This window comes from Paenibacillus yonginensis, from assembly GCF_001685395.1.
Taxonomy (GTDB): Bacteria; Bacillota; Bacilli; order Paenibacillales; family Paenibacillaceae; genus Fontibacillus; species Fontibacillus yonginensis.
On record NZ_CP014167.1, the window covers coordinates 4,119,927 to 4,146,043 of the forward strand.

A 26,117-nucleotide genomic window follows, 5' to 3' on the forward strand; every position below is an offset into this window, starting at 1 on the left:
GTTTTTAGGTTTCAGTATATAAGTCTATGTATAATAATCAAGTCCTTATTCCGAGCTTACCGGAGAAACAAATATAAAGCACAGCCCAGCAGCACAACGGATACCGCAAAAGTTCCCGTCAGCCATGCTGGCGTAGGCTTTCGGTTCGTCCTCCCGGAAGAGCGCCTGCATACCGTCCGGTCCCAGAGCTCGCAGGCCTCCCTGCTGCTCTCAAACCGTCCGGTTAACCCGCGTTTGAGCCAGCTCGCATAAGGTGTAAGTCTCGGATGGCTCGCTGCAAGGCTGAGAAGATCATCCACTGTTCGCATCTGGGGAAGGACCTTGGCCGCCCTCTTCAGCTCTTCTCCGCAAAGCAGGTGAATGCATACTACCGAGAAAGAGAACCAGTCATAGGCTTCATCAGCTGTCCGGCTCCCGGCATTCCAAAATCCCCGGTCATACCACTCCGTGAACTGCTTGACGCTCCGGCCAATTTGGCTCACTCCGCCATAATCAATCAGCTCAATGCTTCCATAGCTGCCGGCCATAATATTATCCGGCTTCAGATCCCCGAATACATATCCGCTCTCATGCAGCATCCGAAGCTGCTTCAGCACATGCAATCCGGTCAGATCCAGCCAGTCGGGACCTTTGCGTGAGATAAACACGCTTAAAGGTTCGCCTTTTACATAACGCATCACGTAAAAAGGAATATGTCCTCCAGGCAGCTCCGCATCGTCTACCTCAATCAGGAACGGCGCCCCATCTTCCGGGCTTCTTCGTATCCCTTTCTGCTGCAGCGCCTTTAATACGTTAATTTCAGATTGCAGATCCACCGTATCAAAACCAAGCTTAAGCGCATACTGGCGGCCGCCGTTCTCCTGCTGAACAAGATAGACTACCCCATTGGCGCCTTTCCCAAGCAGTCTGCAAATCCGGTAGCTCCCTCTGCGCCAGCGTCCGCGGATGACATCCCCCGGTATGAAAGCATGGTCAGTGGACATAGTCACTGAGAATTCCTTCTCCCGCACCCTTCTCACCCAGATCTGTTTGATATCCATTTAGTGTACCATATCGGAAGAAATCAATCACCTTGAGGAGCGCAGGACCGGTAGGCGTAGCTCCCTTCATCACCAAACGCTGAAACAACGAACGTGTGCTGCTTAAATCTGAGGTCCAGTCCATATCCAGTACAGCCTCTTCGCCGCCATGGTTTCCCGGAAAATGAAACACCGCAATCCGGCTTTGGCCTTCTCTGGCCGCCAGGCTCAGCAGCAGATCCCGGATCGCTTCTTCCACAGCCGCAAGCTTTGGTTTCATGCTGGCACTCACGTCAATGAGCAGAGCTACGTCCAGCGGCGAGGTTTCCGTGAGCTCATCCATGACTTCTACAACTTCGCTGCGTTTAGCCGGAGGCAGGGATTCCAGCGATTCGCCGCCCAGAATTTGCTTTAGCTCCTTATTAACCGCCTGCTGGATGGTCTGAACCACGGTTTTGCGCGTCATCATCTGCATCGTTCTCGCCAGCTGCTTCGTATCCGCCAGCCTGCTCATCCCGCCGCCGGCTTGAGCTATCTCATGAATCTCTTGTGCGCCAAGCTCGCCGATTGTCCCGTAGTCGACAATGCCGACCACATTAACGGTAATCCCTTCCTGTTTGGCATAGGAGGCAGCCATAACCGGGCTTTGTCCCACATTTGAGCAGCCGTCCGTGATCAATAGAATTTGCTTCATCAACGTTTCCCCCGTTTCGATGGTCCGTTTGCAGGCAGGGCAGAAGCGAATGCCTGACAGGTCCCCTTTTGTCTCTAGCTTTGCCATCGAAACTATCATTTAAACGCAGGAAGTCTATTTATTTTGCAGAGGAAGAGAGTTTTCAATCAAAAAACAGAAAGAAGCCGCACCTCACCGTACGACTTCTTCTCAAAAAACGATTTCTGTCCTCAAAGACAGTCAGCTTACTGTCCGCGGTCGTTCCATTCGCTGCAGCCCTGGAATCTGCAGGTTTGACCAAGCCGGCATGTGGTGATTCACCTTGGCAATAACAACGGTCATATCGTCCTCGATCTGATTCTTCTGGTAGCGAATTACAGACTCAAGCAAGCAGTCTGCCATTTCCTGCGGATCGTCGCTTTCAATCTCGGTAATTAAACGTTTGATCCACAGCTCTTTGTTGATCGCATGGCCCGGCGCGTCATAAATGCCATCCGTCATCATGATCAAGGTGTCGCCCGGATGAAGCTGCAGCGTGACCAGATCAATTTCGATATCCTGAATGATCCCGACGGGCAGATTGCTTGCGCTGACGGGGATAACCTCGCTGCCCCGTTTAATAAAGCTCGGCGAGGAGCCTATTTTCAGAAAGGTCGTTTTGGCTGAGTATTCATCTATCAGCGCCATATCAACCGTTGCATAAACCTCATCCGGAGAACGCAGCATGAGCACGGAGTTGACCGACTTGATCGCCAGCGTCTCATCCATGCCGGATTGCAGCAGCTGCTCCAAAATACCCAGTGCCGTGCTGCTCTCCAGCTTGGCCCGCTCGCCGTTCCCCATCCCGTCGCTAAGCGCAACCGCGAATTTGCCGTTGCCAAGCTCAACGGCGCTGAAGCTGTCTCCGGACAGCAGGTCGCCGCCTTTAGCCGTTCCGGCCACGCCCGTCGCAATTTCATAGGTTTTCGCTGAACCAAACGTGACTGTCCGGATACCCTCTTTCACTCCGGCCGTTTCATTCACCACCGTGATCTGCTCGCCTAAAATATCCGATAACAGCGGCGCGATCAGCTTCCGGCATTCATCATAACCTTTGGTGAAATTATGCATCATCTCAATCTCGACCTGCCCGTGGTCAAGCGAAATAATATCAACGCCGTGAATGGATAAACCCATCTGTTCCAAAGCTTCGCGGATCTGCTCCTCCTGCAGCGACATTTCCTGGCCTTCCCTTTTAATTTCTTTGGCCAAGTCCTCCATAACCTGAGAGACGCCGGACAGCTGCTCGGCCACAAGCTGGCGGCTGTCGTAAATTTGACGTTTCCAGTGCATATCATGCTGATACAGATCATATTCATGTTTCATAGCGGCAAGCACGCCATCGGTCTTGATGCAGATTTTTTTCCAGCTTCCCGGCACATCCCCCTTGCCAAACTCCGGGTTCTCTTCGATAGCTGACATTACCTCAGTCATATATTTATAGGTCTGATAGAATTTCCCGTCCCAGCATTGATTCTTGCGGAAGCAGGTCGCGCATACGCCTTCGGTGGCTGCGTTCATGAAATGGTCCAGCTCCTGGGTCCGCTTGGAGATTTCGGAGGCTCCGGCCACCTGTCCGAAGCTGCGCGACAGCTGCTTGAACACCTGAGAGAACTGGGTAACACGTTCCGCAGTAATATCCCGGATCCTTTTTGCATATTCATGTTGTGACTGGCTGTGATCCTGCGTTCCCGGAACATATTTGGCAATCATCGCCGTAACCGTCTTAGGGGTAAGCAGGAACAGCGCCACGGCGACGCAGGTTTCCCAAGTTGAGGCCATGACATCACCCGGCCCTGACAGGTAAATAGATAAAATCGAAGACCCCAGCAGCATGCCAAAGCCGACCGCCCACTTTCTTCCTTCCTTCAGCATACCCGCCAGCATCCCGGAGAAAGCAAGCAGGCTCATCTGATAGATAGCCGACATATCGGCCAGGCTAAGGATCAGCCCCGTCACGACGCCCACGGAAGCGCCGAGCGGGGCTCCCCCCACTAAAGCGAACAGCAGAATCAGATACCTGGATAAAATATGTTCCACCGACAGCCCGTACACCTTCCAGCCCACGGCCCCTGTCATCACCGAAGCCAGCAGAATGATGAGGCATAAAATCTCTTCATTCCTGAGCTGGGTCGTCTTTTTCCGGAAGGTAAACACGGGCAGCGCCTGGATGAACACCAGCGTTAATACAAAGCTGAGCACCGAATCCATCACTGCCATCGTCAGCGCATACCAGGTAAGCGATGGGCCGATGACCGCCTCAAACAGATTAACGAAAAAAGCTGCCGTAAACACCATGATCGGCGCATAAGACAATTCGGAGCGTTCGAACGTCTCCATACCTTTTTTCATCAACAGAATCATGATCATTTCACATAGAACCGTCGGCAAATGAGGCTGAACCGCAAACAGCGAGCCCAGCAGAATCGAACCGAATACCGGAATGATCAAATCCCTCCGCATAAAAGCAATGACCGCAAAAAACGCAGCCGCAAAAGGACTAAGCTCATTCAATATGGTTGCCTTGCCGAGAAGGAATCCAACCAGGGTCAGCAGCATGCCCCATTTATTGGCCGTAACGAACCGAATAAAACGGTCTGCCGCAGGCCACTCTCTCCACTTGCCAGCAAGCCCATTTTTCTCCCCTTGCTCTCTGCTTCTCTTCATTCCCGGAAACGCAATCACATTTCGCTTCTCCATTTAACCGCACCACCTGTTCTCAAGTTTGGGTATGTCCCATTATAGGCGGGGGGTTACGGAAAGTTTGTCAAACAAGGGAGACCGCGTCAAAGAAATTTACGACAAATTGAGAGATGACTGCATATTTTTGCAATTCCCCGCCACAGCTGGAAAAAGAGCGCCTCAGGCGCTTTTATGTTCGCCTTTTGCCAGGCTTATTCGTCTGCTCTTCTCCGGCCATTTGCTAGCGATTCGGCCTGAGATTGATGGAAATGCGTAATAAACTGTCGTTAATTTATTCGGACACGACAAAAAGCCCCGCAATCGCGGAGCTTGATCATCGGCACAAAAAAAACCGCAGTGCGCGATCCGCGCCTACGGTTCTAATCTATATAGGGCAACTACATGCGTTTCGCGCCGCGTCCACCACGTTTGCCTTCGGTGTTCTTCTTCAGCGACGAAATACGCTCTTCACTATCCTTCAGGAAGCGAGACACCTTATCCTCAAATGAAGTCTTGCCGGCTGGAGGCTTGAAAGAACGTCCGCCACGATCACGGTTATAACCGCCGCCACCGCCGCCGTTTCCACCGAAATCTCCGCCTTGGCGATCTGGTCTTGGTGCGCGAGGAGGTCTTGGCGTGGATTCAACCGGTTTATCAACGGCCTGCTTAATCGACAATCCGATCTTGCCGTCCTTATCAACATTGATTACTTTGACGGTCACAACGTCGTTAAGCTTCAGATGGTCGTTGACATCTTTAACGTAATTGTCGGCGATTTCCGAGATGTGAACGAGACCTGTGACACCTCCTGACAGATCCACAAATGCTCCAAAGTGCGTGATGCCTGTCACTTTACCCTCTAACTTGGTGCCCACTTCAATTGCCATAAAATAAAATGATCCTCCCTTAAAAATATACAGCAAGACTTTAGGTCCTTAGCTGCGGTGATTTGATTATACCGAATGACACATAACAGGTCAACCAGTCGGAAGCCTGTTATAGCAAGGAAAGTCCCGGGTTTGGGTCTCCTAATCCATATTATGTTCAATTGCCGCCAGTTGACTTTCGGATTGGCGTTTCTCCCGGCTTGTACAAGCCGTATTTTTTGCGGGCGAGCTGCCCGATATATTCAGGATCATTTAAGCGATTGATTTCATATTTAATCTGATTCAAGCTGTCCTTGGTGGCCTGCTCCTTGGCACGAATGTCGGCAAGCTGCTTGGATTTCTCATGAAGTTCGGATGACTGGGAATAGAAGGCATAACCTGCCCACCCTACAAAAAGAATGATAAAACAAAACCAGAGCCTGAGCCGTCTCTTGGCACCGGCGTTGCTGTTTGTTTTTCGTTCCCGTTGATTTGCAGCGGCTGCAGCACTCATGCGAACCCCCCTGTCTTGTCCGTTATGGCTTCCTGAACCACCGGTTCCGAACAGCTTCAGCCTTTCGATTCACCCATTGCCAAGCTTCGGGCAGCTTCAGCCTCCGACCGAGCGGTAGAAGGAAGAACTTCAGCAGCTTCCAGAGCGGGTGCAGCATTCTGAGCAAAAACAGAAGCGTTACCCCCAGGAATCCGAACAGAAGTTTGGCAGCTTTATAGACAAGCTTCAGCGGTGCGATGATCAATATCTGAACCAGTCGCACACCAGCCAAACAAACCTTGTCCACTACCTTCAATAACATTACCACAAAACGTTCGGTTGGAACACTTAGGAATAAAAAATAGATCAAAACTCCCAGAAACAGGCCTAGAAAAACATAAAACCTGAGCTCCCCGTGATTGGTATGATACAACGTGCGGAATACATACAGCGCTGCCCAGATCCAATAAACCAGATCCAGACCATGGATGCTCCACCTCGGAAACCGGTACCTCGTTTCGACAATCCGTACGCCATCAAACACAACGCCCAGCACACAGCCCGAAATGAGCATCCACAGCAGCGTCATCCACTGCATCTCCAGATTCATCGCAGAAGTTTGCCCAGCAGTCCTTTATTTTTGGGTTGGGAGCCCGGATTTAGATAAGACAAGGAGTTGACGGTTCCTTCGATGGAGACAAACCCCTGTTCCAAATTGAGGTTCTTAATATGGAGATTGCTGCCGCGAATCGTCAAATGCCCCAGTTCAGTCTGCAATAAAAACTCCTCGTTGTCGAAGCTTTCGACATTGTTGACCCCGGAAATCTCCAGCAGCTTGCGGCTATGTAACCTGATGTCCTGCACCTTGTTACTGTTATTGTTCTTGCCTGTTTCGATCATGGCCTGTACCCCTCCTTCTACTGATAAGCTTATGGAGGGCCAACAGCCTTTAGAACAATTTGTTCGGTTGAAAAATAGAAAAGAAGCACATCCAAAAGGATATGCTTCCCGGGCTGATCTTCAGCGGAGAACGGTTCCCGCTGATTGTTCGCGGGTTACCAGTCCAGTCCGCTGCTCTTCGCAATCGGCTCTTCCTTCACCACGGTGTACATCGTAGCGGCCTCTTCCTTGCGGGTCGTTTCGGCCAGACGCTCTACACGAACGGTTACCAGCTTCTGCCCGAACTGCACGGTAATTTCGTCTCCGACCTTAACTGTGCCGCTCGGCTTGGCTTCACGTCCATTAATCAGGACCCTTCCTTGCTCCGAAACGTCTTTGGCTACGGTACGCCGTTTGATCAGACGCGATACTTTCAAAAATTTATCTAAGCGCATTACTTAACAGCTTCTTTAAGTTTGTTGCCCGCTTTGAAAGCAGGAACGTTTGCTTCTGGGATTTCAATTGTGCCGCCTGTTTGCGGGTTGCGGCCGGTACGTCCGGAACGCTTGCGAGTTTCGAAAGTGCCGAAGCCGATCAGCTGAACTTTGTCGCCGCCGGAAAGAGCATCGGTAATTTCGCTGAGCAGGCCGTTGAGCACAACTTCAACGTCACGTTTAGTCAAGCCGCTTTTGCCTGCAATATTGTTGATCAGATCTTGTTTGTTCATGTTTAAAAGCCTCCCAAATTCCAAAAAATAGTTCTTCTTCTTATCCGCCCGCTGCCGGTTTGCAAACAGGTCGTCAGACCGCGAGAGCCCCGTTGTCCGGTTGTCTCTTAGTCTATAGGCCGGATATAGTTACTAATTCTTGTTTCCTTACCAAAATCCTGCCGGGTCTTTAAAATATTTTGTCGAGATTCCCGGAAATCAGCCGAAAGACCTAGACGATAAACACTCCCGGCTTCAAATGCCCCGCCTCTCCGCCTTGAAAGGATGGCTTCGAAATTCGAAAGAGTCAGGAGTGATCGTGCCTTTTCGCTTCCTCCCACAGTTTATCCATCTCAGCCAGTGTGCTTTGTTCAGGGGAAAGCCCCTGTTCTCTCAGCTTGGCCTCAACATAACGAAAGCGGGCAACAAACTTGCGGTTCGTTCTTGACAGGGCTTCCTCCGGGTCGGCGCCAATAAAGCGGGCGGCATTCACCACGGAGAACAGGACATCGCCCAGCTCCAGCTCGATCTCCGCAGCAGGATCGCCCTGCTGAATGGCCTGCTTCAGCTCGGCCAGCTCTTCTTCCATCTTGGCCAGCGCCCCTGCGGCATCCGGCCAATCGAAGCCCACCTTCGCCGCTTTCTTCTGCAGCTTGAAAGCCTTCATAAGTGCTGGCAGGCCGCGCGGAACGCCGTCCAATGCCGACGACTCCTCAGGCTTCAAGCCTTTGCAGCGTTTCTCCTCCGCTTTCATATCTTCCCAGTTGCCCAGCGCTTCGGCGGCATTGCCGGCGTTTCGGTCGCCAAACACATGGGGATGACGGAAGATCAGCTTCTCGTTTAAGGTGCCGATCACATCATAGACATTAAACGTGCCTTCTTCTTCCTCCATCTGCGCATGAAGCATGACCTGCAGCAGCAGGTCTCCAAGCTCCTCCTGCATATGCTCCGGATCATCCTCGTCGATCGTCTCCAGCACCTCATAAGCTTCTTCGATCAGATTCTTCCGCAGCGAGCTGTGGGTCTGCTCCTGGTCCCACGGGCAGCCGCCCGGACTGCGCAAAATATCGACAATCTCATGCAGACGGGCAAAACTCTTCATTTGAAGCGTATCATCTTCGCTTCGCGGAATGTAGATCAGGGAGAGGTTCCCGTAATCCTGAATACGGTCGAGCTCGTACAGAGGCACTTTCAGAATCTGCTCCTGGCCTTCTACACCGAGGGCATGGCCGACGACGACCTCGAAATCCTCCGGATAAAGCTCCATCAGGCTCAGCTTCACATCCGAAGCCGTAAAGGTATCATAGACCTGACCAATCAGCGTATGCAAATTTGGCTTCAAATCCTGCATCGACAGATCTGCCGCATCCAGCAGCTGGAATCCCTCGATCGGGTCAAATCCGAGCCGGGCAAAAGCTTCATCCAGAAAGCTTTCCCCGCCTATGATCTCCAGCGCAATTCCCTGCTGCGGACAGCGCTCCTTGAGCAGCTTAACCGTAGCCTCCGCCACCATCGGATGGCCCGGCACCGCGTAGGTCACGGTCCCCCCGTCCCCGGACACCGCTTCAATCAGCCGCTCAGCGATCTCTTTGTACACGGAAGGGAAGTCATCCTTGGCTTCATAAATACGGTCGAACGACTCGAAGGTGACGCCCGATTCGGCCAGCCAGTCCAGCACCGGATGATCTTTCGTGCGCACATACAGCCTGTCCGCCTGCTGCAGCTTCTTCAAATTACCTAAGGTCAGACGATCGGGATCACCCGATCCCAAACCTATGACCGTTATGGTCCCTTTCACATTCTTTCACTCCCCGGCGCTCCCATTTATCATGTGGACTCTATCCAATACGACCACTATATCACTTGTGCGCAGCCAGCACCAAATTTTGCGCCCGGCGATTGGAAAGCCGGGACGCTGCTGGCGCTGAAGCTGGCGGCCATAGCCCCCGGCAGGCCGCCAGCAGACTGGACCCCGGCAGGTGCTAGGACCGTCGGGGGAGCAGGCGTAGCTTGCCGAGCACAGCGGCAAGCTTTGGGCCAATGCGGGGCAGCGCAGCCAGCTCCGCCCCGGTAATCAGCCGCAGGCGCAGCGCTGCGGCCAGGAACACGGCGGCGCCTAGCAGCACGCCGCCGAGACTTTCGGCGGCCGCGCCCAGCCGGCCGCCGCCCACCCCTGTGGCAGCGAAGCCCAGCCGCAGGAGCAGCACCGACGCTGCCATGGCCGCAAGGCCCAGCAGCGGCTGCCACAGCGCCGTCCGCAGCGACGGCGCAAACCCCAGGCGCCGCGTCAGCAGCGCCAGGTTCACGGCCGCCGCGAGCCCGTACGCGGCGATGCCGGCGAGCGCTGCGCCGCTGACGCCCAGCTGCGGCACGAGCAGTGCGTTCAGTGCCGCCTTGAGCACCGCGGCGAGCACCATGGCCAGGGCCGGAGCTTTCACCGAGCCCAGCCCCTGCAGCAGCGCGGCCGAGACCGTAGCCAGGGCCGCCGGCGCTGCCGTGAAAGCGAGCCACAGGAGCGTGTCGCTGCCTGTGTTATTTCTGTACAGCATGATATTGATCGGCTCTGCCAGCACGCCAATCCCTACCGAAGCTGCGCAGCCAATCAGCCAGAACCAGCGCAGCGCCGTTCCTGCCTGCACCGCTGCCGCGCGCAGCTCGCCTTTGTATTTCAGCTCCGCCATAGCGGGAATAAACAAGACGGACAAGGAGGTTGCCAGCATATTAATCAGTTGAACCAGCGGAATCCCGCGGTTATAAATGCCGATCTGCTCCATCACCGATTGGCCGCCTTCTTCAAGCAGCCTCGGCAGCGAGAAGGTATCAACCAGACTCAGCAGCGGAACCGCCAGCGCTGCAAGGCAGATCGGCAGGGCATAAGCCAGCAGCGGCTTGACTAATCGCATCCCGCTCAAGGGATCAGCTGCATGACGTCTGGCCGACGCCTCCACATTCAGGCCCTTCAACTTGTCCGTAACATGCCCGGTGCGTTCTCCAGTCAAGGCCTCGGTCTCAGCCGCCGCCCCGGTCCCGGTGAAGGCCTTCATCCTCCCCGTCTTCCTGCCGGCATTCCGCCAGAACACAAGCATGGCCAGCAGACCGGCCGCACCTCCGGCCGCTGATCCAAACATCGCTCCGCCCGCGATGGAAGCATCCGAAGCGTTAAGCGAAGTCAAATAAAGCAGCAGCAGGATCATCGTCGCCACCCGGACGGCCTGCTCGGTCACCTGGGAAACCGCCGTGGGCAGCATATTCTGCCGGCCCTGAAAATAACCGCGCAAAGCGGCCGACGCAGGGACAAACAACAGCGCTGGCGCGGATGCCCGAAGCGCCGGGATCAGCTCCCGGCTGCCGATCCAGCCGGCCACCCAGGAGGCGCCGAAGAACAGCAGCGCACTGCCGACCAACCCAAGCGCCATCATGATGAAAGCTGATATTTTCAGAACCTGCCGGGCACCGCGTTCATCCTGGTCCGCCTCACGCTCCGCTACGAATTTCGACACGGCTGCCGGAAATCCGGCTGTCGCCAAAGTGACCAGCAGCGTATAAAAAGGATAAACCGTATTATAAATGCCGAATACTCCGTCACCGCCCAAATTCTGCAGCGGGATCTTCTGCAGGGTGCCGAGCAGCTTGGATAGAATAGCCGCTATGCCAAGCAGCGCAGCTCCCTTTAACAGCTTTGAAGCCGTAGATGATTCTTTCATGTTCCTCTTCCCGCGATCGGCGTATTAGAAGCCTTCCAACCGCTTTTCTTATATAATGGTTTGACTTGATTCATGATGATTCTCCCTGATTCACAGGCCAATGTCCATTATAAAAGGTTTTGCGGGCAGGCAAAAGGTTCCTCAGGCATACAAAAGCTCCCGCATCCGGTTCTTCCTTTACAGGAAAGACGGGCAGGAGCTTTTTATTTGCTTGGTATATGAACCTCTACTGCTCCATTTGTTTCGCAAGGAAACCGGCAGCCGTTTCGGCCATTTTTGTCTCCAGCTGAGACATTTTTACGGATTCGTCTTTATTGAGCAATACAACGGTTCCAATAGGGTCTCCGCCCGCGATAATCGGGGCAATGACGAAGGTCGAGATTTTCTCTGCGTGGTCCTTGCTGATTTCATAATTACCTGTATTCGTTTCCATCACCGATTTACGGCCGTCCATGCAGTTCTCGAGCAGCATGCCCACCTGTTTATCCAGGTATTCTTTCTTCGATGCACCCGCAACGGCAATCAGCGTATCCCGGTCTGAAATAAGCGTAATATGGCCTGTGCTTTCGTAAAGGGATTCGGCATATTCCTTGGCGAAATCCCCGAGTTCACCGATAGGTGAATATTTTTTCAAAATCACTTCTCCATCCCGATCCACAAAAATCTCAAGCGGATCTCCTTCGCGAATCCGGAGGGTACGGCGGATTTCCTTAGGGATAACCACCCTTCCGAGATCATCAATACGGCGCACTATACCAGTAGCTTTCATAACATGTTGCCTCGCTTTCTTAAGAAGTATTGGACTACTGTGTAAATGTGAAGCTTTAGCAAACGCACTATAAGTGCTATTTGTTTTAGTGTGCATACAGACCATAACCTCAGGACGTCCGAACGCTTCCGGTATGCTGCCAATTCTCCGCCCTGTGCAGGAGCCTGTCTCTTGACGTTGTACCGGCTCATTAGAAGTTCCAAGTTTGGTTAAATTCTTGACCATAGTATTCATCTGTTCCCAATTCCTTATTCATGCGCCTGTTAAATCGGGAATGTCTGCCCGGCAATGGCAAAAATCCCCCATGGCCAAGAGTTCCCCCGCCCTTGAAGGCTGCCTGCGGCCATGACCAGGCCCCGCTCGGCAGGCCATTCAGTCCCAAGCCGCAACCGCAGCAAAAAGGACGACACCCGCGGGTATCGTCCTTTCCAATTCCGGACTAACAGATATACGTTTAAAGCCTGTCCATTGTTACTTGGACCTCTCTTACTTCGACGGAGCCGAAGAAGCCGGTGCTTCCGGTGCACCGCTTTCAGCAGGCGCTTCCGAAGCGCTTGTCCCGCCGGCATCAGCGCTGGCAGCCGGTTCAGCCAGCTTAGGCAGATCAATCTTCTTGATGATCTTCTTCTCCAAATCGCCGGACATAAATGTGTCCAGGTTCTGGGAACCGATTGTATTCTTGATCGTATCCTTCTGCTCGGTCGTCAAATCCTCAAATGTTTTGGCTTGACGGGATTCCACACGCATCACGTGATAACCGTAGCTGGTCTCGACCGGATCACTGATCGTATTCAGCGGAAGCGTCAAGGCTGCCTGCTTGAACTGATCTACCCAGGTGCTGACCTGCGTATCCGCATACAACCCGCCGTTATCCTTGGAACCAGGATCTTCGGAATACTCCTTGGCCAGCTCGGCAAAATTCTTGCCGCCGTCCGCATCAAGCTTCGCTTTCACCTCTTGAGCCAGCTTCAGGGCCTCTTCTTTCGTACGCTCCTGGCCTTCGGCATCTTTAAACGTGATCAAAATATGACGGACCGATGCAACGGTATAGTCGTCTTTGGTTGCCTCAAACTGCTTCTTCACTTCATCATCCGTGACTTTAGCCGTCTCAGCCTGTACTACGGTAAAGATGCGCACCATATAATCTTTGAACTCCTGCTCGGATACGTTTTGTTCCTTCAGCATATTGGCAAAAGCTTCATCGCCGAGCTGGGTTTTGAACTGTGAAAGCTGGGAGTCCGCCTGTTTGGCTCCTGCTTCCTTCTCTTTATCATCAGCTTTAGCAGCCAGATACTTATAAGCGATTTCCTGCTTCAGCAGATATTCACGGAAATCGTTGTTGGACATGTATTGTTCCATCTCAGGGGAAAGAATCAACATAATCCGCTGTTCCAGGTCGTATTCGCCTTCCGTGATTTCGCCGCCATCATAAGTAGCGACTACCTTGCCGCTGTCTGCGGAGCTGCCTCCGCCATTCGCGGCGCTGTTCGAGCTTTCAGGTGCATTGCCTGTTTCATTCTTCTTGCTGCATCCTGCCAATACCACGGACAAGCTCAGTACAGCTACCAGAGCCATAAACGCGATTTTCCAGGAACGCCTCTTATTTTGCAACATCTTGTAGTTCCCCTTTCGATTTGAATACCGGTTGTAAAGAGCCCAGGAACTCCTCAAGCAGCTCAAGCATCTCCTTGTCGTCCATTCCTTTGGCTTTGAAATGAATTTCCAGATCAGGCCCTTGAGTAAATTGTACACGTCTTCCATACTGATTGCCAACCTCGGCCAGCTTGGAAAGATTCATCTCTTTGACCTTTTGCGGATAAAATTTCACCGTTACGTCATCGCCGCGCCGGTTCATCGACTCAATGCCGTAGGTTCGGCCATAAATCTTCAGTCTGGCTGCAGCCAAGAGATTGCTGACCGCTGCCGGCGGTTCGCCAAAGCGGTCCAGCAGTTCATCGGCCAGCTCGGACACTTCGTCAAACGTAGCAACAGCCGCTGTCTTCTTGTAGATTTCGATCTTCTGCACACTGTCATAAATATATTCAGGCGGCAGGTAAGCGTCGATCGCCAGGTCCAGCGTGGTGTTCCACTTCTTGTCCTCGGGCTCTTCTTCGCCAAGCAGTGTGACCTTGCGTTTCTGAATCTCTTCAGCCAGCATTTGCGAATACAGATCGAAACCGACGGACGCAATAAACCCGTGCTGCTCGGCACCTAGCAGGTTGCCTGCACCGCGGATCGACAAGTCGCGCATAGCGATCTTGAAGCCGGAACCCAGCTCGGTGAATTCCTTGATGGACTGCAGGCGCTTCTCCGCGACTTCAGTCAGCGATTTGTCCCGCTGATAAGTGAAATAAGCATAGGCAATCCGGTTGGAACGCCCTACCCGACCTCTCAGCTGGTACAGCTGGGACAAGCCCATTTTATCCGCGTCATGTACGATCAGCGTATTTACATTCGGAATGTCTACACCGGTTTCAATAATGCTGGTGCTGACCAGCACATCATATTCTCCATCCAGGAAGTCCAGGATGGTCTTCTCCAGCTCCTGCTCGGACATTTGCCCGTGGCCGATGCCGACTCTCGCCTCCGGCACCAAAGCTGAAATCTGCGCAGCCATCTCCTGAATGCCCTGTACGCGATTATACAGGTAATAAACCTGTCCGCCCCTCGCCAGCTCGCGTTCAATCGATTCCCGGACAAGGGCCTGACTGTGCTCCACCACATAGGTCTGAACCGGAAACCGGTTCTCCGGCGGCGTTTCGATGACCGACAAATCGCGTACGCCCAGCATGGACATGTGCAAAGTCCGCGGAATCGGCGTGGCCGTAAGGGTCAGCACGTCCACGTTCACTTTGAGCTTCTTCAGCTTCTCCTTATGCGTTACGCCAAAACGCTGCTCTTCATCGACGATCAGCAATCCAAGATCCTTAAAGACCAGATCCTGGGACAGGAGGCGGTGCGTGCCGATGACGACATCGACCGTTCCAGCCCGAACCCCTTTGATGGTCTCGTTCTGCTCCTTGCGTGTGCGGAACCGGCTGAGCACCTGAATGTTGAACGGATAGTCGGCAAAACGCTCGCGGAACGTCTCGTAATGCTGTTGGGCCAGAATGGTGGTCGGCACCAGAACGGCAACCTGTTTCCCTTCAATCGCCGCTTTGAAAGCAGCGCGGATGGCCACTTCGGTTTTGCCGTAACCCACATCGCCGCACAGCAGGCGGTCCATCGGACGTTTCTTCTCCATGTCCTTCTTGATTTCCTCAATGGCCCGGAGCTGATCTCGTGTCTCTTCATAAGGGAACATATTCTCAAACTCGCGCTGTTCCGGCGTATCCTTATCGAAGCCATAACCTTCCGTCGCCTGTCTCTCGGCATACAGCTTGATCAGATCGTCGGCAATGTCCTCCACAGAAGAACGGACTTTATTTTTAACTCGGGTCCACTCGTTGCCGCCCAGTTTATAAACCTTCGGCTCCTTATCCTCTGAACCGACATATTTCTGGATCAGGTCAATTTGGTCGATCGGCACGGACAGCTTATCCCCGCCGGCATACAGAATATGCATGTAATCCTTGTGGATGCCGCCGATCTCCAGCGTGCCGATACCCATATATTTACCGATGCCATGGTTCTGGTGAACCACGTAATCGCCGACCTTAAGCTCGGTATAGCTCTTGATGCGCTCGGCATTATCCATGCTGCGGCCGCCCTTGCGGACTTTACGCTGCTTCTGGGAGAACATCTCCCCTTCTGTAATCACCACCAGATGAGCCGCCGGCAGCTCAAAGCCGGTCTGCAAATGGCCCTGCAGAATGGTAGGCTCGGGAATGCTGTAATCCTCCAGCACCCGGATCATCCGTTCCTTCCGCTCGGCACTGCTGGCGAGCATAATAATTTCAGCGCCGCTCTTCTTCCAGCGTTCCATTTCGGACTTCAGGACGTTCATCTGACCGTGGAAGTCCTGCATGCCGCGGGTTACGAAATTAAGAATATTCTGCGGCTGTGTATGCGGAACCTGACGCAGGAAGATCGACAGGAATAACGTCTGGAACGGACGGTGGTACAGCACCTTGTCGCTATGGACCGATAGCGGCAGCTCCGGCAGGCTTTTTCCGTTCTGGAACAAATGCAGATTCCACTCCGCCTCATCGCGCTCCAGCTGTTTGGCTGTCTCCAGCAGTCTGGCCGGCTCATCCAGGATAAGCAGGGTATCCTTCGGCATGTAATCAAATAAAGTATTTTGTTCGGGGTAGATCAAGGATACATATTTATAAATATCCGTAAAATAAACATGCTCGCGCAGCATCTCCATCTCCCGCGAGATTTCTCCCTGCAGGATGCCCTTCGCCTGGCGATCGGTCATTTTCTCCAGCTGCGCCGCCAGTTTCTGGCTGACCTGCTCTGCGGCGCGGTCAAGCCGCTCCCCGGCTGCAATCAGCTCCTTACACGGCGTAATGTATATTTCCTTCACCTGCTCCACGGACCGCTGGTCGGCAGGGTCAAATACCCGGATTGAATCCACATCTTCATCAAACAGCTCAACCCGGTAAGCAAGACCAGATGGCGACATCAGCGGGAAGAAGTCGATGATCCCGCCCCGTACGCTCATTTCGCCGCGTGTCTCGACCCGTTCCACCCGTTCGTAGCCGAGTTCGATCATTTTAGTCAGAAAGGCTTCAAGCTGCAGGGTACCTCCTAGCTCCACCCGGATTCCGGCTTCCGCCAGCGCTTCCGGAGCAGGAAGCAGCTTCCGCACCCCGGAATAAGGCACAACAATAATGCCGCGGAATCCCTGGGAGGCTTTCAGCAGCACGTCTATACGCTGGGACAACGTTTCAGGCCCGGAAATAGCCGATTCAGCCGCGACCAGCTCGTTGGCCGGATAAAGCAGCACCTGATCCGATGATAGCGCTTCCTGTAAATCATCTGCGATTTTCTGCGCAGAGAACATATTATGGGTCACAACGAGCAGCGGCCGCTGCGTTTGTTCATGAAGGGCAGACAGCATGATCTGTCTGGACGAGCCAGACAATCCCGAGACCAGCTGCTCCTTCATTCCGGCTTCAATGCCGGCCGTCAGCGATCCAAAGTCGGTATCTTTAGAAAAAGCTTTTATGAGTGCTTGTAACAAAAGCGGCACCTCTCTTATTCGCCGTGATAGGCATACTCTCGTGTCAGCTGCCTTCTTAATTTCTTTTATAACTAACCAAAATAAGCCTCAGCAAAAGGGCCAAGGCTCTATAAACAACCATTCCTGAATTTGCATGCTATTTAAAAGTTCCTACCGAATCCGATCAAGCTTCCTTACTGCAGCGGGCTGGCCACCAGCAGCAATTCGGGGTTCATGGTCATGGCTTCCGCGCAGTAATCGCACGTAACACGCACGGTAATATCCCCATTGGAATCATACGCTATTATATCTCTACGTTCTTCGGGGGTCAAGGCGGTAAAGCCCAACTGGCCTTCCGAAACAAAAGGCGAATCGATGCGCCCGATTGAGGTTTTGCAGTGTCTGCAAACGTAATGTACTGCCATTTATATGCCTCCTGAAGGTTGGTTTATACCTTCATTATGCCCGGAGACCCTGTTTGCTAGCCGTCTGGCAAGACGATTAACGGTTAAATTTGGCCATGGTTTGTTCAAACGTTGCTTGCAGACTATATTCCAAAGCATCGCAGGTTTGTTCAATAGAAGACTTCAAAGCCTCTGCCTGCTGCTTCGGGAAGGTGCCAAGCACATAATCAATAATGGCATAACCAGGTTCAGGCCGGGAGATCCCCATCCGAATCCGGTTAAATGTTTGAGTGCCGGTATGCTGAATAATCGACTTGATCCCGTTGTGTCCGCCGGAGCTGCCCTGATAACGCAGTCTGATCTTGCCCACCTCTGTATCCAGGTCATCATAAACGACGATTAAATCCTCCAGCGGAACCTTATAATAATCCATAAAAGCACGAACCGCTTCCCCCGATAAATTCATGAAGGTCATGGGTTTAATCAAATATACTTTGGTGCCGCCGATATTTCCTTCGCCGATCAGCGCTTTGCATTTGCTCTGCTTGATTGCGATCTGATGGCGCTCCGCCAAAGCATCCAAGGCCATCCAGCCGATATTATGACGTGTTTTCTCATATTTGGGACCCGGATTGCCGAGTCCAACGATCCATTTCATTGCTTTACAATCCTTTCTATAAACAGTTAACGCTCCCTCCCAGGGAAAACCTGTTAATCCACGCTCATTCTTTGGTACAATAAGTAAACAAACCGGAGAAGAGCATTTGATTCAGAAGAAGGTGAAGACGTATCCTGTCAGCATTTGGTTCAGAGCTTATTGTGGATTCCCATTTCGATGAACATCTGAAGAAATCTATTCCCGTTCAAATTTATTACAAAGGCCTACATGAACAAATCGGCCGGATCACGGCTTATGACCGTTTCTTTGTTGAGGTTGAGGGGACGCTTTACAACCGGAAAATATTTACCTTTATTTCCCGCCCAGGCTACTAAACGGGCCCGGAATCAGACGAAAGGCGATTGCCATTTCAAGTCAATATAGGGGCTAATCCTCCCGCTTGGGGAAGATTAGCCCCTGTTTATGGCTTATATTATTCAATTTCGAACAGCTTGCTGATCGACAATTCCTCATGTACCCGAATGATGGCTTCTCCCATCAAAGGGGCTACAGACAGCACTTTCAGCTTGCTGGTCGGATTCGGATGCGTGATCGGAATCGTATCGGTCACCACAACTTCTTTAAGCGGAGAGTTCTCGAGGCGCTCCATAGCCGGACCGGAGAGCACCGGATGGGTACAGCAGGCGTAAACCTCTTTCACGCCGCCTTCTTTAAGCGCATTGGCACCCAGCACGATCGTGCCAGCTGTGTCGATAATATCATCGACCAGAATCGCCGTCTTGCCTTCGATATGTCCGATAATATTCATGACCTCACTTACGTTCGGCTCCGGACGGCGTTTATCGATAATCGCAAGCGGAGCATTCAGGAAGTCCGCAAGCTTGCGAGCTCGAACCACACCGCCGTGGTCCGGCGAAACCACAACCGGATTCTCGATATTTTTGGAGCGGAAGTATTGAGCCAGAATAGGCACGCCCAGCATATGGTCAACCGGAATATCGAAGAAGCCCTGAATCTGCATCGCATGCAGGTCCATCGTAATGACACGGTGGGCCCCGGCTTTCTCAATCAGGTTCGCAACCAGCTTCGCCGTAATAGGATCACGTGAGCGTGCTTTGCGGTCTTGACGGGCATATCCGTAATAAGGAATTACGACATTAATGCTTTTGGCTGAAGCCCGTTTGAGGGCATCAACCATAACAAGCAGCTCCATCAGGTTATCGTTAACCGGAGCGCAGGTAGACTGAACGACATAAACATGCGAGCCGCGTACGCTTTCGTTGAGCTTAACCTGAATCTCGCCGTCACTGAAGCTGGTAATGTTGGAATCGCCCATCGGAATTCCGATATAATCAGCGATTTGCTGCGCCAGCTTGGGATTAGAGTTACAGGTGAATATTTTCAACTTCGAATCAAAATAAGTCATAGAATAAAAACCCTCCGTGCTGTATAGATTGCAGGTCCACAATCTGTAAGGTCATTAGATAAATCGGTACTGCTAAAGCTGCTCCGACCGCAGGTGACATCCACTTTAACGGCTTATGATTTATTTCTTGTCTTGATTTTCTTTCTTGGCTTTGGCACGAGCCCGGATTTTATCTGCATAACCCGTTTTGTTCTCCTGACGCTGACGGGCAATCGCCAGGTCGTTATCGGGCACGGAGTGGGTAATCGTCGAACCGGCTACAACATAAGCGCCTTTGCCGATCTTCACCGGCGCGATCAAATTGACGTTGCTGCCGATAAAAGCATGATCGCCGATTTCAGTAATGGATTTATTATACCCATCGTAGTTTACGGTTATCGCACCGCAGCCGATATTTACATTCTCGCCTACGGTTGCATCCCCCACGTAGCTGAGATGCGAAACCTTCGATCCATTGCCGAGCTTGGCGTTCTTGATCTCCACAAAGTCACCGACTTTCACTTCTTCCCCTAGCACACTGCCAGGGCGGAGATAAGCGAACGGGCCAACGGAGGTCGAGGCGCCAACCTCTGCCTGCACCAGGACAGACTTCTTAACCGAAGCTCCGTTATGAATGATGCTGTCTTCGATCTGAGTATCCGGTCCAATCGTACAATCCTCGCCGATCTTGGTGCTGCCGCTGAGAACTGTTCCCGGGTAAATGACCGTATCGGCGCCAATTTCAACATCCGCCCCGATATAAGTGGAGCTTGGATCAATCAAGGTTACACCGCCGACCATGTGCCGTTTATTAATGCGGGCGCGCATATAGCCCTCCGCTTCGGAAAGGGCAACACGGTCGTTAACCCCGATTGATTCGGCATGGTCAGCAGTCCTATAAGCGGCTGCTTTCTCCCCCTGCGAAACCAAAATTCCGATCACATCGGTCAAATAATACTCTTGCTGGGCATTGTGATTCGTAACCTTGTCAAGAGCATCAAAGAGCTTGGCGTTGTCGAAACAATACGTGCCTGTATTGATTTCCTTAACAAGGTTCTCCTCTTCGGAGCAATCCTTCTGCTCAACGATCCGGTTCACATGACCCGATTCATCGCGAATAACGCGGCCGTAGCCATGAGGTTCATCTATGGAAGCCGTAAGCACGGTTGCAGCCGCGCCCGTTTGTTCATGATGCACGAAAAGAGCCTCCAGCGTTTCCGGCGTCACAAGCGGCGTATCTCCGCAAACGATAACGGTTGTGCCGTTCTCGCTTCCCAGGAGCCCTTTCGCCTGCTTCACGGCGTGACCCGTTCCCAGCTGCTGCTCTTGTAATACGTACTCTGCTTTCGTTCCCAGATAGGTCTTGACGGCTTCCGCTCCGTGGCCAACGATCACAACCTTGCGTTCGCAGTTGACTTGATCCACGGCGTCCAGCACATGTCCAACCATCGGTTTGCCACAAACAGGATGGAGCACCTTATATAGTTTCGATTTCATGCGCTTGCCCTGCCCTGCAGCAAGAACAATGGCTAATCTCTTCAAGTCCCCGTCCTCCTTCTCTTAAACTCCATACTGAATATATCTCATTCTGCCTAAAAAGAAAAGAGACCCACAAGCATGGCCTCTTCTCTTGAACCCCAATTAAGTTAAAAAATAACGGCAGAAGGTTAAGCTCCTTCTTCAATGACATCTTCCTCCAGCGCGGCTCGCTCGTATTCGGCAAGCACTGCAGCTTGGATCTTCTCACGTGTCCCGGAAGAGATCGGATGCGCGATGTCGCGGAATTCGCCATCCGGGGTACGTTTGCTTGGCATAGCTACAAACATCCCGTTGTTTCCATCAATGACACGAATATCGTGGACCACGAATTCATTGTCGATCGTAATGGAAGCAATTGCTTTCATTCTACCTTCCGAGCTCACTCGGCGGAGTCTTACGTCCGTAATTTGCATGTGTGTTCACCACCTTTTTCCAAATGAGACTTGGTGTAATATTCCACACTGCAATCCGAATTCCTCTTTTTTTAACGAACAAATTACCCTAAAATCAGGAATTTTTTTGAACTACGGACTTTTCGACAATTCTCGCACTATTCCGATAAAATTCTCTCGTTTTCTTGTTCTACTTGAATCAAGCGCTTTCTTGCTACACCCATTCGAAATAATTGCCTGGATGTACTGTAACACTTTTGTTCTTGGCATCGACTGCGCCAAGCGAAGCCAGAGAAACATATTCCTGCAGAAGCCGCTGCTCCATATCAATGGCCCCGGATTCAACCAGAACGCCTACACCGGCTACTGTAGCGTTAAATTCGGCAAGCAGATCGACCATTCCCTGTACCGTTCCACCCGCTTTCATGAAATCGTCCACGATCAGTACCCGCGACTTCTCTTTGAGCGCTCTTCGGGACAAGGTCATCGTATGCAGGCTCTTATGGGAGCCGGATACATAGTTGATGCTAACCGCCGATCCTTCCGTCACCTGATGGTCTCTTCTGACTAGTACGACCGGCAAATTGAGCTGCGCCCCAATCGCATAAGCAAGAGGGATCCCTTTAGTCTCCACGGTCATGACCACGTCGATCTCCCGGCCTCCAAACACGGTGGCGAACAGCTTGCCGGCTTCGTTCATCAGTCCCGGCAGACCGAGCAAGTCGGACATATATAAATATTCCCCCGGCAAAATACGGTCCGGTTCGGATAACATGCCGCATAATTGGTCAATAAAAGCTTCTGCCTGAGCCCGCCCGATCTTCGGAATGAACTTGACGCCACCTGCAGCGCCAGCCAGGGTCTGCAGCTCTCCCATGCCGTCTTCCTCAAAGACCTCTTTAATGATCGCCAGATCTTCGCTGATCGACGATTTGGCAGCTCCGTAACGGTCGGCAAAGGTGGTAAGCGGAATCAGCTGATGAGGCCGGGTAAGCAGATATTCTGTCATCTCCACCAAACGCGCGCTTCTTTTTAACTTCTTCACGAAAGACCCCTCGCTAAAATCCGAATATTTTATAGAAAGAATACCATCTTTGTACGGGTTTATCAAATGAATTTCCGGATTTTAGGTCAAGAGCATCAAGTAAGAAGCCTCACCGCGTAAACCTCTTTGCAAAAACCTCGTAATCCGTTATAAATACGGGCAACCTTGGCCTCTTTGGACACCAGCCCAAATACAGTGGGCCCGCTCCCTGACATCAGCACCCCATCGGCGCCCAAACGGCCCATTGTCTCTTTCAGCTGCTGCACCTCCGGATGAAGCTGGAACGTCACGCCCTCCAGCACATTCCCGAGCTCCTGACAGACCTCCCCAAAAGACTGTCGGCTGATCGCTTGGATCATGCCTTTGGCAGAAGGATGCTGCTTCACCCGATCCACCCTGAATTTGCCGTACACTTCGGCTGTCGAGACGTTGATCGGCAGTTTGGCCAGTATAGCCCAGCACTGCGGCGGATTGTCAAGCGGAGTAAGCACCTCGCCGCGCCCCGTGGCCAAAGCCGTACCTCCTGTGACGCAGAAAGGCACGTCGGACCCAAGCTCCGCGCCCAAGGAACAGAGCTCCTCGTTGCTAATGCCCAGGTTCCACAGGCGGTTCAAGCCGCGAAGCGTAGCTGCGGCATCACTGCTGCCCCCAGCCAGCCCTGCGGCAACCGGTATATGTTTATCCAAATGGATATAAACGCCGCTTCGGACGTTGTATCGTTCTTTAATCAGGCGTGCAGCCTGGAAAGCCAAATTTTTCTCATCGAGCGGAATATAACCGGCCTGGCTAGAAATAATAATGGTATCGCGCGGGAGCGCGCTCATCTCCAGTCTGTCGGCCAGATCAACCATCGTCATCACCATTTCAACTTCATGAAATCCATCCGGTCTTTTATGTAGGACATCCAGCATCAAATTAATTTTAGCCGGGGCCTTCTCGTAAATTTTCAAGGCGTTCACCCACCTTCAGTCAGTCCAACTAAACAACTTAACATATTATAGGGAAAATGGCTTGGAAAGTCCATTTCTTTTGCAAAGGGCGCCTTGACGCGCCTTTTCCCCATTTTAACAGAAAGTGGGCGCTGCCCAAAATGACCGGTATAAAAATAAAAGCCTCCGGACTGACCGGAGACCTTTTATCCCTCAAATCCTCAGTAATCTCAGTTTATGACTGTAATAAAATTATTGGCGTTCTGAAGCAGCCTTCTCGGCCAGCTCAATCGCCCTTTTGACCATATTGCCGGCATCCTTAGCTTTAATACCGCCCCAGCCTTCTTTCCGAACCGTATCGTAAAAACCCAGCTCTTTGGCAAGCTCTACCTTCAGGTTCTCGGACATGACGCCGCGTCTTCTTCGTGACATGTACGTTCTCCTCCTGACCATCATGGAATATAGGACGTTATCAGTATTGACTTTCCTCGGTCTGTCCTATTCCCGGTAATGGCTGGCCTGGCCTTAAGAGCGTCTGCGCACCAAGATGCTAGAGTAAAGGGCTGAGTTTTTTTTTTTTTTCAGCCCCTCCTCATCAAACCGTACGTGAGGTTTTCCCTCATACGGCTTTCCGATGTTCGTCATTCATGTGCGTGCGACTTACAAAAGCGTTTTGAGTCCATACATTTGGCAGAGCAACTTAACCTCATTTCCAGAACTGCGCCAGCGACTACGTTGGCGCTTCTTTGCGTACCACTTCGTTAGCCTTGTGCGGATGTACCCATCTAACTTTGTCATCCATTTGGAACTGTATGGCGTCGAATAGTAGTTCTTCCAGCCTTGGATTCTCAGGTTGAGCCAGTCCACATGTTCTTGGAACGAAACGTGCCGCATTTTCGGCGGCGCGAGTCGTTCTTTAACGACTTCCCGAATGTGTTTCTCTGCTTTAACACAGAGCCATTGTTGCGTCGTATAGTACACGCGGTTCTGCCCCGTTTCTGCTTTCGTCTTCCGGTGGTGCATGCCGAGGAAGTCAAACCCTTCTTCTCCCGTCCATATCCCCACAATCCGCGTCTTTTCCGGATGCAAGGTCAGTTCCAGACGCTCCATTATCGCTTGAATGAGTTTGTACCCATGGAGCGCATCTTTCTTTGTCTTGCACACGACGACAAAGTCGTCTGCGTACCGCGTGAGTTCCCCGACCTCTTTGCCATGCTTTTCCCACAATCGGTCGAAGTAGTTCAGGTAGATGTTCGCCAGTAGCGGCGAGATCACCCCGCCCTGCGGCGTTCCCAGATCGGAACGTCTGACCGTTCCTTCCTCCGTCACTCCTGCTCCGAGCCATTGCCGAATGAGCTTGAGAATGCGTCTGTCGCTGATTCGCATTTCTACCAGTTTCATGAGCTTCTCTTGGTTAATGTTGTCGAAGTAGCCTTGGATGTCGACGTCGACCACCCAATTGCCTTTGCGGTTGCAGGCTTTACGGATTTGCTCCAGCGCTTGTTTTGCGCCTCGCTTCGGTCGAAAGCCAAACGAGCATTCCTGAAAATCGGCTTCAAAGATCGGTTCCACTATGAGTTTCGTTGCCATTTGCACGACGCGGTCCCTTACCGTTGGAATGCCGAGCGGGCGTTTCCGTCCGTCTTTCTTCGGAATGTAGTGACGGCGCACGGGCTGGGGGCGGTAGGACTTCTTCTGGAGCCGTTCTCGGCATTCCGCTACGAATCGGTCTTCACCCATCTTCGCTATATCTGCCAAGGTTTCACCGTCGATGCCTGCCGCTCCTTTGTTTGCCCGTACTCTCCGCCACGCTTCCTGTAGCACATCCAATCGATGGACTTTGTCGTACAGTGCATGGAACTTTCTGCTCTTGCTCGTCTTGGCCGCATGACCTAGCTTCTCTTGGAGTTGTTGAACTTTTTCTGTTGGTGTCGTTAGCCTTCTGGCATTCACTCACTCGTACCTCCTTGTGAAGCTTGAACAAAGCAGGGCGCCTTCCCTCCCGCAGGTTGTGTTGTCCTGCGTTCCCCGGTACTATTCGCCCCTCGGACTCCCTTCCTGCAGACGGATCACTTCACCTTTTGGCTTATAGAGCGTCTCTTTACGGTTTCGAAAAAAAAAAAATCTCCGTGCAGGGGAGGGTCTCCCCAGTTCACTGCATCCTCTTTCATCCCATGCCGATCCCTCTACGCCGGAGGATTCTTCGCTGACGCTCCAAGTTCTTATCAGCTTCCATGGCCTTCGCCCATGCTCGCGGGGCTCGGCTTCCTCTTTTCCCTCTTGCGAGGCCTTTTTGACGACGCGGCAGGATTCACTTTATGTTACGGCCTGACATGTTGCTCGCCCTGTCTCCGACAGGTACTTTCGTCGATACGCTTCTACGCACAGCTTTCGCCATACGCAGGTATCCTAGCTACACAGGGGCTTGGCCCCTCCTGTGACCGGACTTTCACCGGCTAGAAGATGCGTGCTTAGCTGGGCACGCCAGGCAAGAAAAAACGGCCCCAGGGGCCGTTTGCAAGTTATCTCATGCTGTCTCAGGAAAAAATCTGTGGTTCGCTTCCATCCTGGAACAGGGTTACTTCCACTGTTTCCGTCAGGACGTCTGCGTAACTGTAAGACACCCTTTTAGAAGTCTCTTGCTCCTCATCCAGCTTAACGATGAATACAGAGGGGTAGGTCTCTTCCAATATGCCTGTGCGCTCCACCGTCTTGCGACGGCCACCATTCGCACGGAGCATAATCTTCTGGCCTACATAAGCATCAAGACTGTGTTTGATCTCAGACAAAGCGTTTTTAGCCATACCTGTAACCACCTCTTTCCTAAACCATTATATCACCATC

26 protein-coding genes are annotated in these 26,117 nt (G+C 52.3%); 1 reads left to right on the forward strand and 25 read right to left on the reverse strand.

Going from position 1 to position 26,117, the window contains the following annotated elements; all coding sequences use genetic code 11:
- Positions 1-56: 56 nt before the first annotated feature.
- The 17 genes from AWM70_RS18760 to pth all read right to left on the reverse strand — a co-directional run bounded on the left by AWM70_RS18760 (position 57) and on the right by pth (position 18,002).
- A complete protein-coding gene (locus AWM70_RS18760) occupies positions 57-989 on the reverse strand; it encodes a serine/threonine protein kinase (protein WP_068698951.1) in 933 nt (310 codons plus the stop codon).
- Positions 973-1,713 carry a vWA domain-containing protein gene (locus AWM70_RS18765; protein WP_068698953.1) on the reverse strand — a complete coding sequence of 247 codons (741 nt, stop codon included), beginning with the start codon at positions 1,711-1,713 and terminating at the stop codon, positions 973-975. The genes AWM70_RS18760 and AWM70_RS18765 overlap by 17 nt, the downstream gene beginning before the upstream one ends.
- Before the next feature lie 219 nt (positions 1,714-1,932).
- Entirely contained in the window at positions 1,933-4,431 is a 2,499-nt protein-coding gene (spoIIE, locus tag AWM70_RS18770) for a stage II sporulation protein E (protein ID WP_068698956.1), read from the reverse strand.
- A 380-nt stretch (positions 4,432-4,811) separates the two neighbouring features.
- Positions 4,812-5,300 (reverse strand): S1 domain-containing RNA-binding protein, encoded by a 489-nt coding sequence (locus AWM70_RS18775; protein ID WP_068698958.1) that lies wholly within the window; start codon positions 5,298-5,300, stop codon positions 4,812-4,814.
- A 157-nt stretch (positions 5,301-5,457) separates the two neighbouring features.
- Positions 5,458-5,793, reverse strand: a complete 336-nt coding sequence (locus AWM70_RS18780; RefSeq protein WP_068698960.1) for an FtsB family cell division protein — start codon at positions 5,791-5,793, stop codon at positions 5,458-5,460.
- A gap of 22 nt (positions 5,794-5,815) precedes the next feature.
- Positions 5,816-6,382: a spore cortex biosynthesis protein YabQ gene (gene yabQ / locus AWM70_RS18785; protein ID WP_068698963.1), complete on the reverse strand. Its 567-nt coding sequence runs from the start codon at positions 6,380-6,382 to the stop codon at positions 5,816-5,818.
- Positions 6,379-6,672 carry a sporulation protein YabP gene (gene yabP / locus AWM70_RS18790; protein WP_068698966.1) on the reverse strand — a complete coding sequence of 98 codons (294 nt, stop codon included), beginning with the start codon at positions 6,670-6,672 and terminating at the stop codon, positions 6,379-6,381. The genes yabQ and yabP overlap by 4 nt, the downstream gene beginning before the upstream one ends.
- Before the next feature lie 155 nt (positions 6,673-6,827).
- Positions 6,828-7,106 carry an RNA-binding S4 domain-containing protein gene (locus tag AWM70_RS18795; protein ID WP_068698968.1) on the reverse strand — a complete coding sequence of 93 codons (279 nt, stop codon included), beginning with the start codon at positions 7,104-7,106 and terminating at the stop codon, positions 6,828-6,830.
- Positions 7,106-7,378: an HU family DNA-binding protein gene (locus AWM70_RS18800; RefSeq protein WP_068698970.1), complete on the reverse strand. Its 273-nt coding sequence runs from the start codon at positions 7,376-7,378 to the stop codon at positions 7,106-7,108. Before AWM70_RS18800 ends, AWM70_RS18795 begins: the two co-directional genes overlap by 1 nt.
- A gap of 286 nt (positions 7,379-7,664) precedes the next feature.
- Entirely contained in the window at positions 7,665-9,155 is a 1,491-nt protein-coding gene (gene yabN, locus AWM70_RS18805) for a bifunctional methyltransferase/pyrophosphohydrolase YabN (protein WP_068698972.1), read from the reverse strand.
- 184 nt (positions 9,156-9,339) lie between these two features.
- A complete protein-coding gene (locus AWM70_RS18810) occupies positions 9,340-11,061 on the reverse strand; it encodes a putative polysaccharide biosynthesis protein (RefSeq protein ID WP_068698974.1) in 1,722 nt (573 codons plus the stop codon).
- A gap of 226 nt (positions 11,062-11,287) precedes the next feature.
- The gene (gene spoVT / locus AWM70_RS18815; protein WP_068698976.1) at positions 11,288-11,830 is read right to left on the reverse strand and encodes a stage V sporulation protein T; all 543 of its coding nucleotides are present in this window, start codon (positions 11,828-11,830) and stop codon (positions 11,288-11,290) included.
- A gap of 263 nt (positions 11,831-12,093) precedes the next feature.
- Positions 12,094-12,219, reverse strand: a complete 126-nt coding sequence (locus AWM70_RS24135; protein WP_257784532.1) for a hypothetical protein — start codon at positions 12,217-12,219, stop codon at positions 12,094-12,096.
- A 97-nt stretch (positions 12,220-12,316) separates the two neighbouring features.
- Positions 12,317-13,444 carry a peptidylprolyl isomerase gene (locus AWM70_RS18820; RefSeq protein WP_068698978.1) on the reverse strand — a complete coding sequence of 376 codons (1,128 nt, stop codon included), beginning with the start codon at positions 13,442-13,444 and terminating at the stop codon, positions 12,317-12,319.
- Positions 13,431-16,961: a transcription-repair coupling factor gene (mfd, locus tag AWM70_RS18825; RefSeq protein ID WP_068698979.1), complete on the reverse strand. Its 3,531-nt coding sequence runs from the start codon at positions 16,959-16,961 to the stop codon at positions 13,431-13,433. The genes AWM70_RS18820 and mfd overlap by 14 nt, the downstream gene beginning before the upstream one ends.
- A 173-nt stretch (positions 16,962-17,134) precedes the next feature.
- Positions 17,135-17,365 (reverse strand): anti-sigma-F factor Fin family protein, encoded by a 231-nt coding sequence (locus AWM70_RS18830; RefSeq protein ID WP_068698981.1) that lies wholly within the window; start codon positions 17,363-17,365, stop codon positions 17,135-17,137.
- 76 nt (positions 17,366-17,441) lie between these two features.
- Positions 17,442-18,002, reverse strand: coding sequence for an aminoacyl-tRNA hydrolase (pth, locus tag AWM70_RS18835; RefSeq protein WP_068698983.1), 561 nt, complete (start codon positions 18,000-18,002; stop codon positions 17,442-17,444).
- 161 nt (positions 18,003-18,163) lie between these two features.
- On the opposite strand from pth, the gene AWM70_RS18840 reads away from it, so the two are divergent.
- Positions 18,164-18,337, forward strand: a complete 174-nt coding sequence (locus AWM70_RS18840; protein WP_237167755.1) for a hypothetical protein — start codon at positions 18,164-18,166, stop codon at positions 18,335-18,337.
- Between the two features lie 98 nt (positions 18,338-18,435).
- Here the strand turns inward: AWM70_RS18840 and AWM70_RS18845 are convergent, their stop codons facing one another.
- From AWM70_RS18845 to veg, 8 genes are all read right to left on the reverse strand, one after another.
- Entirely contained in the window at positions 18,436-19,389 is a 954-nt protein-coding gene (locus AWM70_RS18845; protein ID WP_068698987.1) for a ribose-phosphate diphosphokinase, read from the reverse strand.
- A gap of 120 nt (positions 19,390-19,509) precedes the next feature.
- Entirely contained in the window at positions 19,510-20,910 is a 1,401-nt protein-coding gene (gene glmU / locus AWM70_RS18850) for a bifunctional UDP-N-acetylglucosamine diphosphorylase/glucosamine-1-phosphate N-acetyltransferase GlmU (protein WP_068698989.1), read from the reverse strand.
- Between the two features lie 125 nt (positions 20,911-21,035).
- Positions 21,036-21,320: a septation regulator SpoVG gene (gene spoVG, locus AWM70_RS18855; protein WP_068698991.1), complete on the reverse strand. Its 285-nt coding sequence runs from the start codon at positions 21,318-21,320 to the stop codon at positions 21,036-21,038.
- Positions 21,321-21,513: 193 nt separating this feature from the next.
- Positions 21,514-22,344 carry a pur operon repressor gene (gene purR, locus AWM70_RS18860; RefSeq protein WP_068698993.1) on the reverse strand — a complete coding sequence of 277 codons (831 nt, stop codon included), beginning with the start codon at positions 22,342-22,344 and terminating at the stop codon, positions 21,514-21,516.
- A 95-nt stretch (positions 22,345-22,439) separates the two neighbouring features.
- Positions 22,440-23,294 carry a 4-(cytidine 5'-diphospho)-2-C-methyl-D-erythritol kinase gene (ispE, locus tag AWM70_RS18865; protein ID WP_068698995.1) on the reverse strand — a complete coding sequence of 285 codons (855 nt, stop codon included), beginning with the start codon at positions 23,292-23,294 and terminating at the stop codon, positions 22,440-22,442.
- Positions 23,295-23,525: 231 nt separating this feature from the next.
- Positions 23,526-23,705: a small, acid-soluble spore protein, alpha/beta type gene (locus tag AWM70_RS18870; RefSeq protein ID WP_068698997.1), complete on the reverse strand. Its 180-nt coding sequence runs from the start codon at positions 23,703-23,705 to the stop codon at positions 23,526-23,528.
- Between the two features lie 228 nt (positions 23,706-23,933).
- Positions 23,934-25,097 (reverse strand): group II intron reverse transcriptase/maturase, encoded by a 1,164-nt coding sequence (ltrA, locus tag AWM70_RS18875; RefSeq protein WP_237167918.1) that lies wholly within the window; start codon positions 25,095-25,097, stop codon positions 23,934-23,936.
- Between the two features lie 713 nt (positions 25,098-25,810).
- Positions 25,811-26,077, reverse strand: a complete 267-nt coding sequence (gene veg / locus AWM70_RS18880; protein WP_068698999.1) for a biofilm formation stimulator Veg — start codon at positions 26,075-26,077, stop codon at positions 25,811-25,813.
- Positions 26,078-26,117: the final 40 nt, after the last annotated feature.

Bases quoted from the DNA above. Each gene is read 5' to 3' on its own strand.
- pth (WP_068698983.1), bottom strand. From the start codon at position 18,002: ATGAAATGGATCGTTGGACTCGGCAATCCGGGTCCCAAATATGAGAAA.
- spoVT (WP_068698976.1), bottom strand. From the start codon at position 11,830: ATGAAAGCTACTGGTATAGTGCGCCGTATTGATGATCTCGGAAGGGTG.
- veg (WP_068698999.1), bottom strand. From the start codon at position 26,077: ATGGCTAAAAACGCTTTGTCTGAGATCAAACACAGTCTTGATGCTTAT.
- AWM70_RS18870 (WP_068698997.1), bottom strand. From the start codon at position 23,705: ATGTCACGAAGAAGACGCGGCGTCATGTCCGAGAACCTGAAGGTAGAG.
- yabP (WP_068698966.1), bottom strand. From the start codon at position 6,672: ATGATCGAAACAGGCAAGAACAATAACAGTAACAAGGTGCAGGACATC.
- spoVG (WP_068698991.1), bottom strand. From the start codon at position 21,320: ATGCAAATTACGGACGTAAGACTCCGCCGAGTGAGCTCGGAAGGTAGA.
- AWM70_RS18775 (WP_068698958.1), bottom strand. From the start codon at position 5,300: ATGGCAATTGAAGTGGGCACCAAGTTAGAGGGTAAAGTGACAGGCATC.
- AWM70_RS18830 (WP_068698981.1), bottom strand. From the start codon at position 17,365: ATGGCAGTACATTACGTTTGCAGACACTGCAAAACCTCAATCGGGCGC.
- spoIIE (WP_068698956.1), bottom strand. From the start codon at position 4,431: ATGGAGAAGCGAAATGTGATTGCGTTTCCGGGAATGAAGAGAAGCAGA.
- AWM70_RS18800 (WP_068698970.1), bottom strand. From the start codon at position 7,378: ATGAACAAACAAGATCTGATCAACAATATTGCAGGCAAAAGCGGCTTG.
- AWM70_RS18765 (WP_068698953.1), bottom strand. From the start codon at position 1,713: ATGAAGCAAATTCTATTGATCACGGACGGCTGCTCAAATGTGGGACAA.
- AWM70_RS18795 (WP_068698968.1), bottom strand. From the start codon at position 7,106: ATGCGCTTAGATAAATTTTTGAAAGTATCGCGTCTGATCAAACGGCGT.
- AWM70_RS18810 (WP_068698974.1), bottom strand. From the start codon at position 11,061: ATGAAAGAATCATCTACGGCTTCAAAGCTGTTAAAGGGAGCTGCGCTG.
- AWM70_RS18845 (WP_068698987.1), bottom strand. From the start codon at position 19,389: ATGACTTATTTTGATTCGAAGTTGAAAATATTCACCTGTAACTCTAAT.
- AWM70_RS18820 (WP_068698978.1), bottom strand. From the start codon at position 13,444: ATGTTGCAAAATAAGAGGCGTTCCTGGAAAATCGCGTTTATGGCTCTG.
- AWM70_RS18780 (WP_068698960.1), bottom strand. From the start codon at position 5,793: ATGAGTGCTGCAGCCGCTGCAAATCAACGGGAACGAAAAACAAACAGC.
- yabQ (WP_068698963.1), bottom strand. From the start codon at position 6,382: ATGAATCTGGAGATGCAGTGGATGACGCTGCTGTGGATGCTCATTTCG.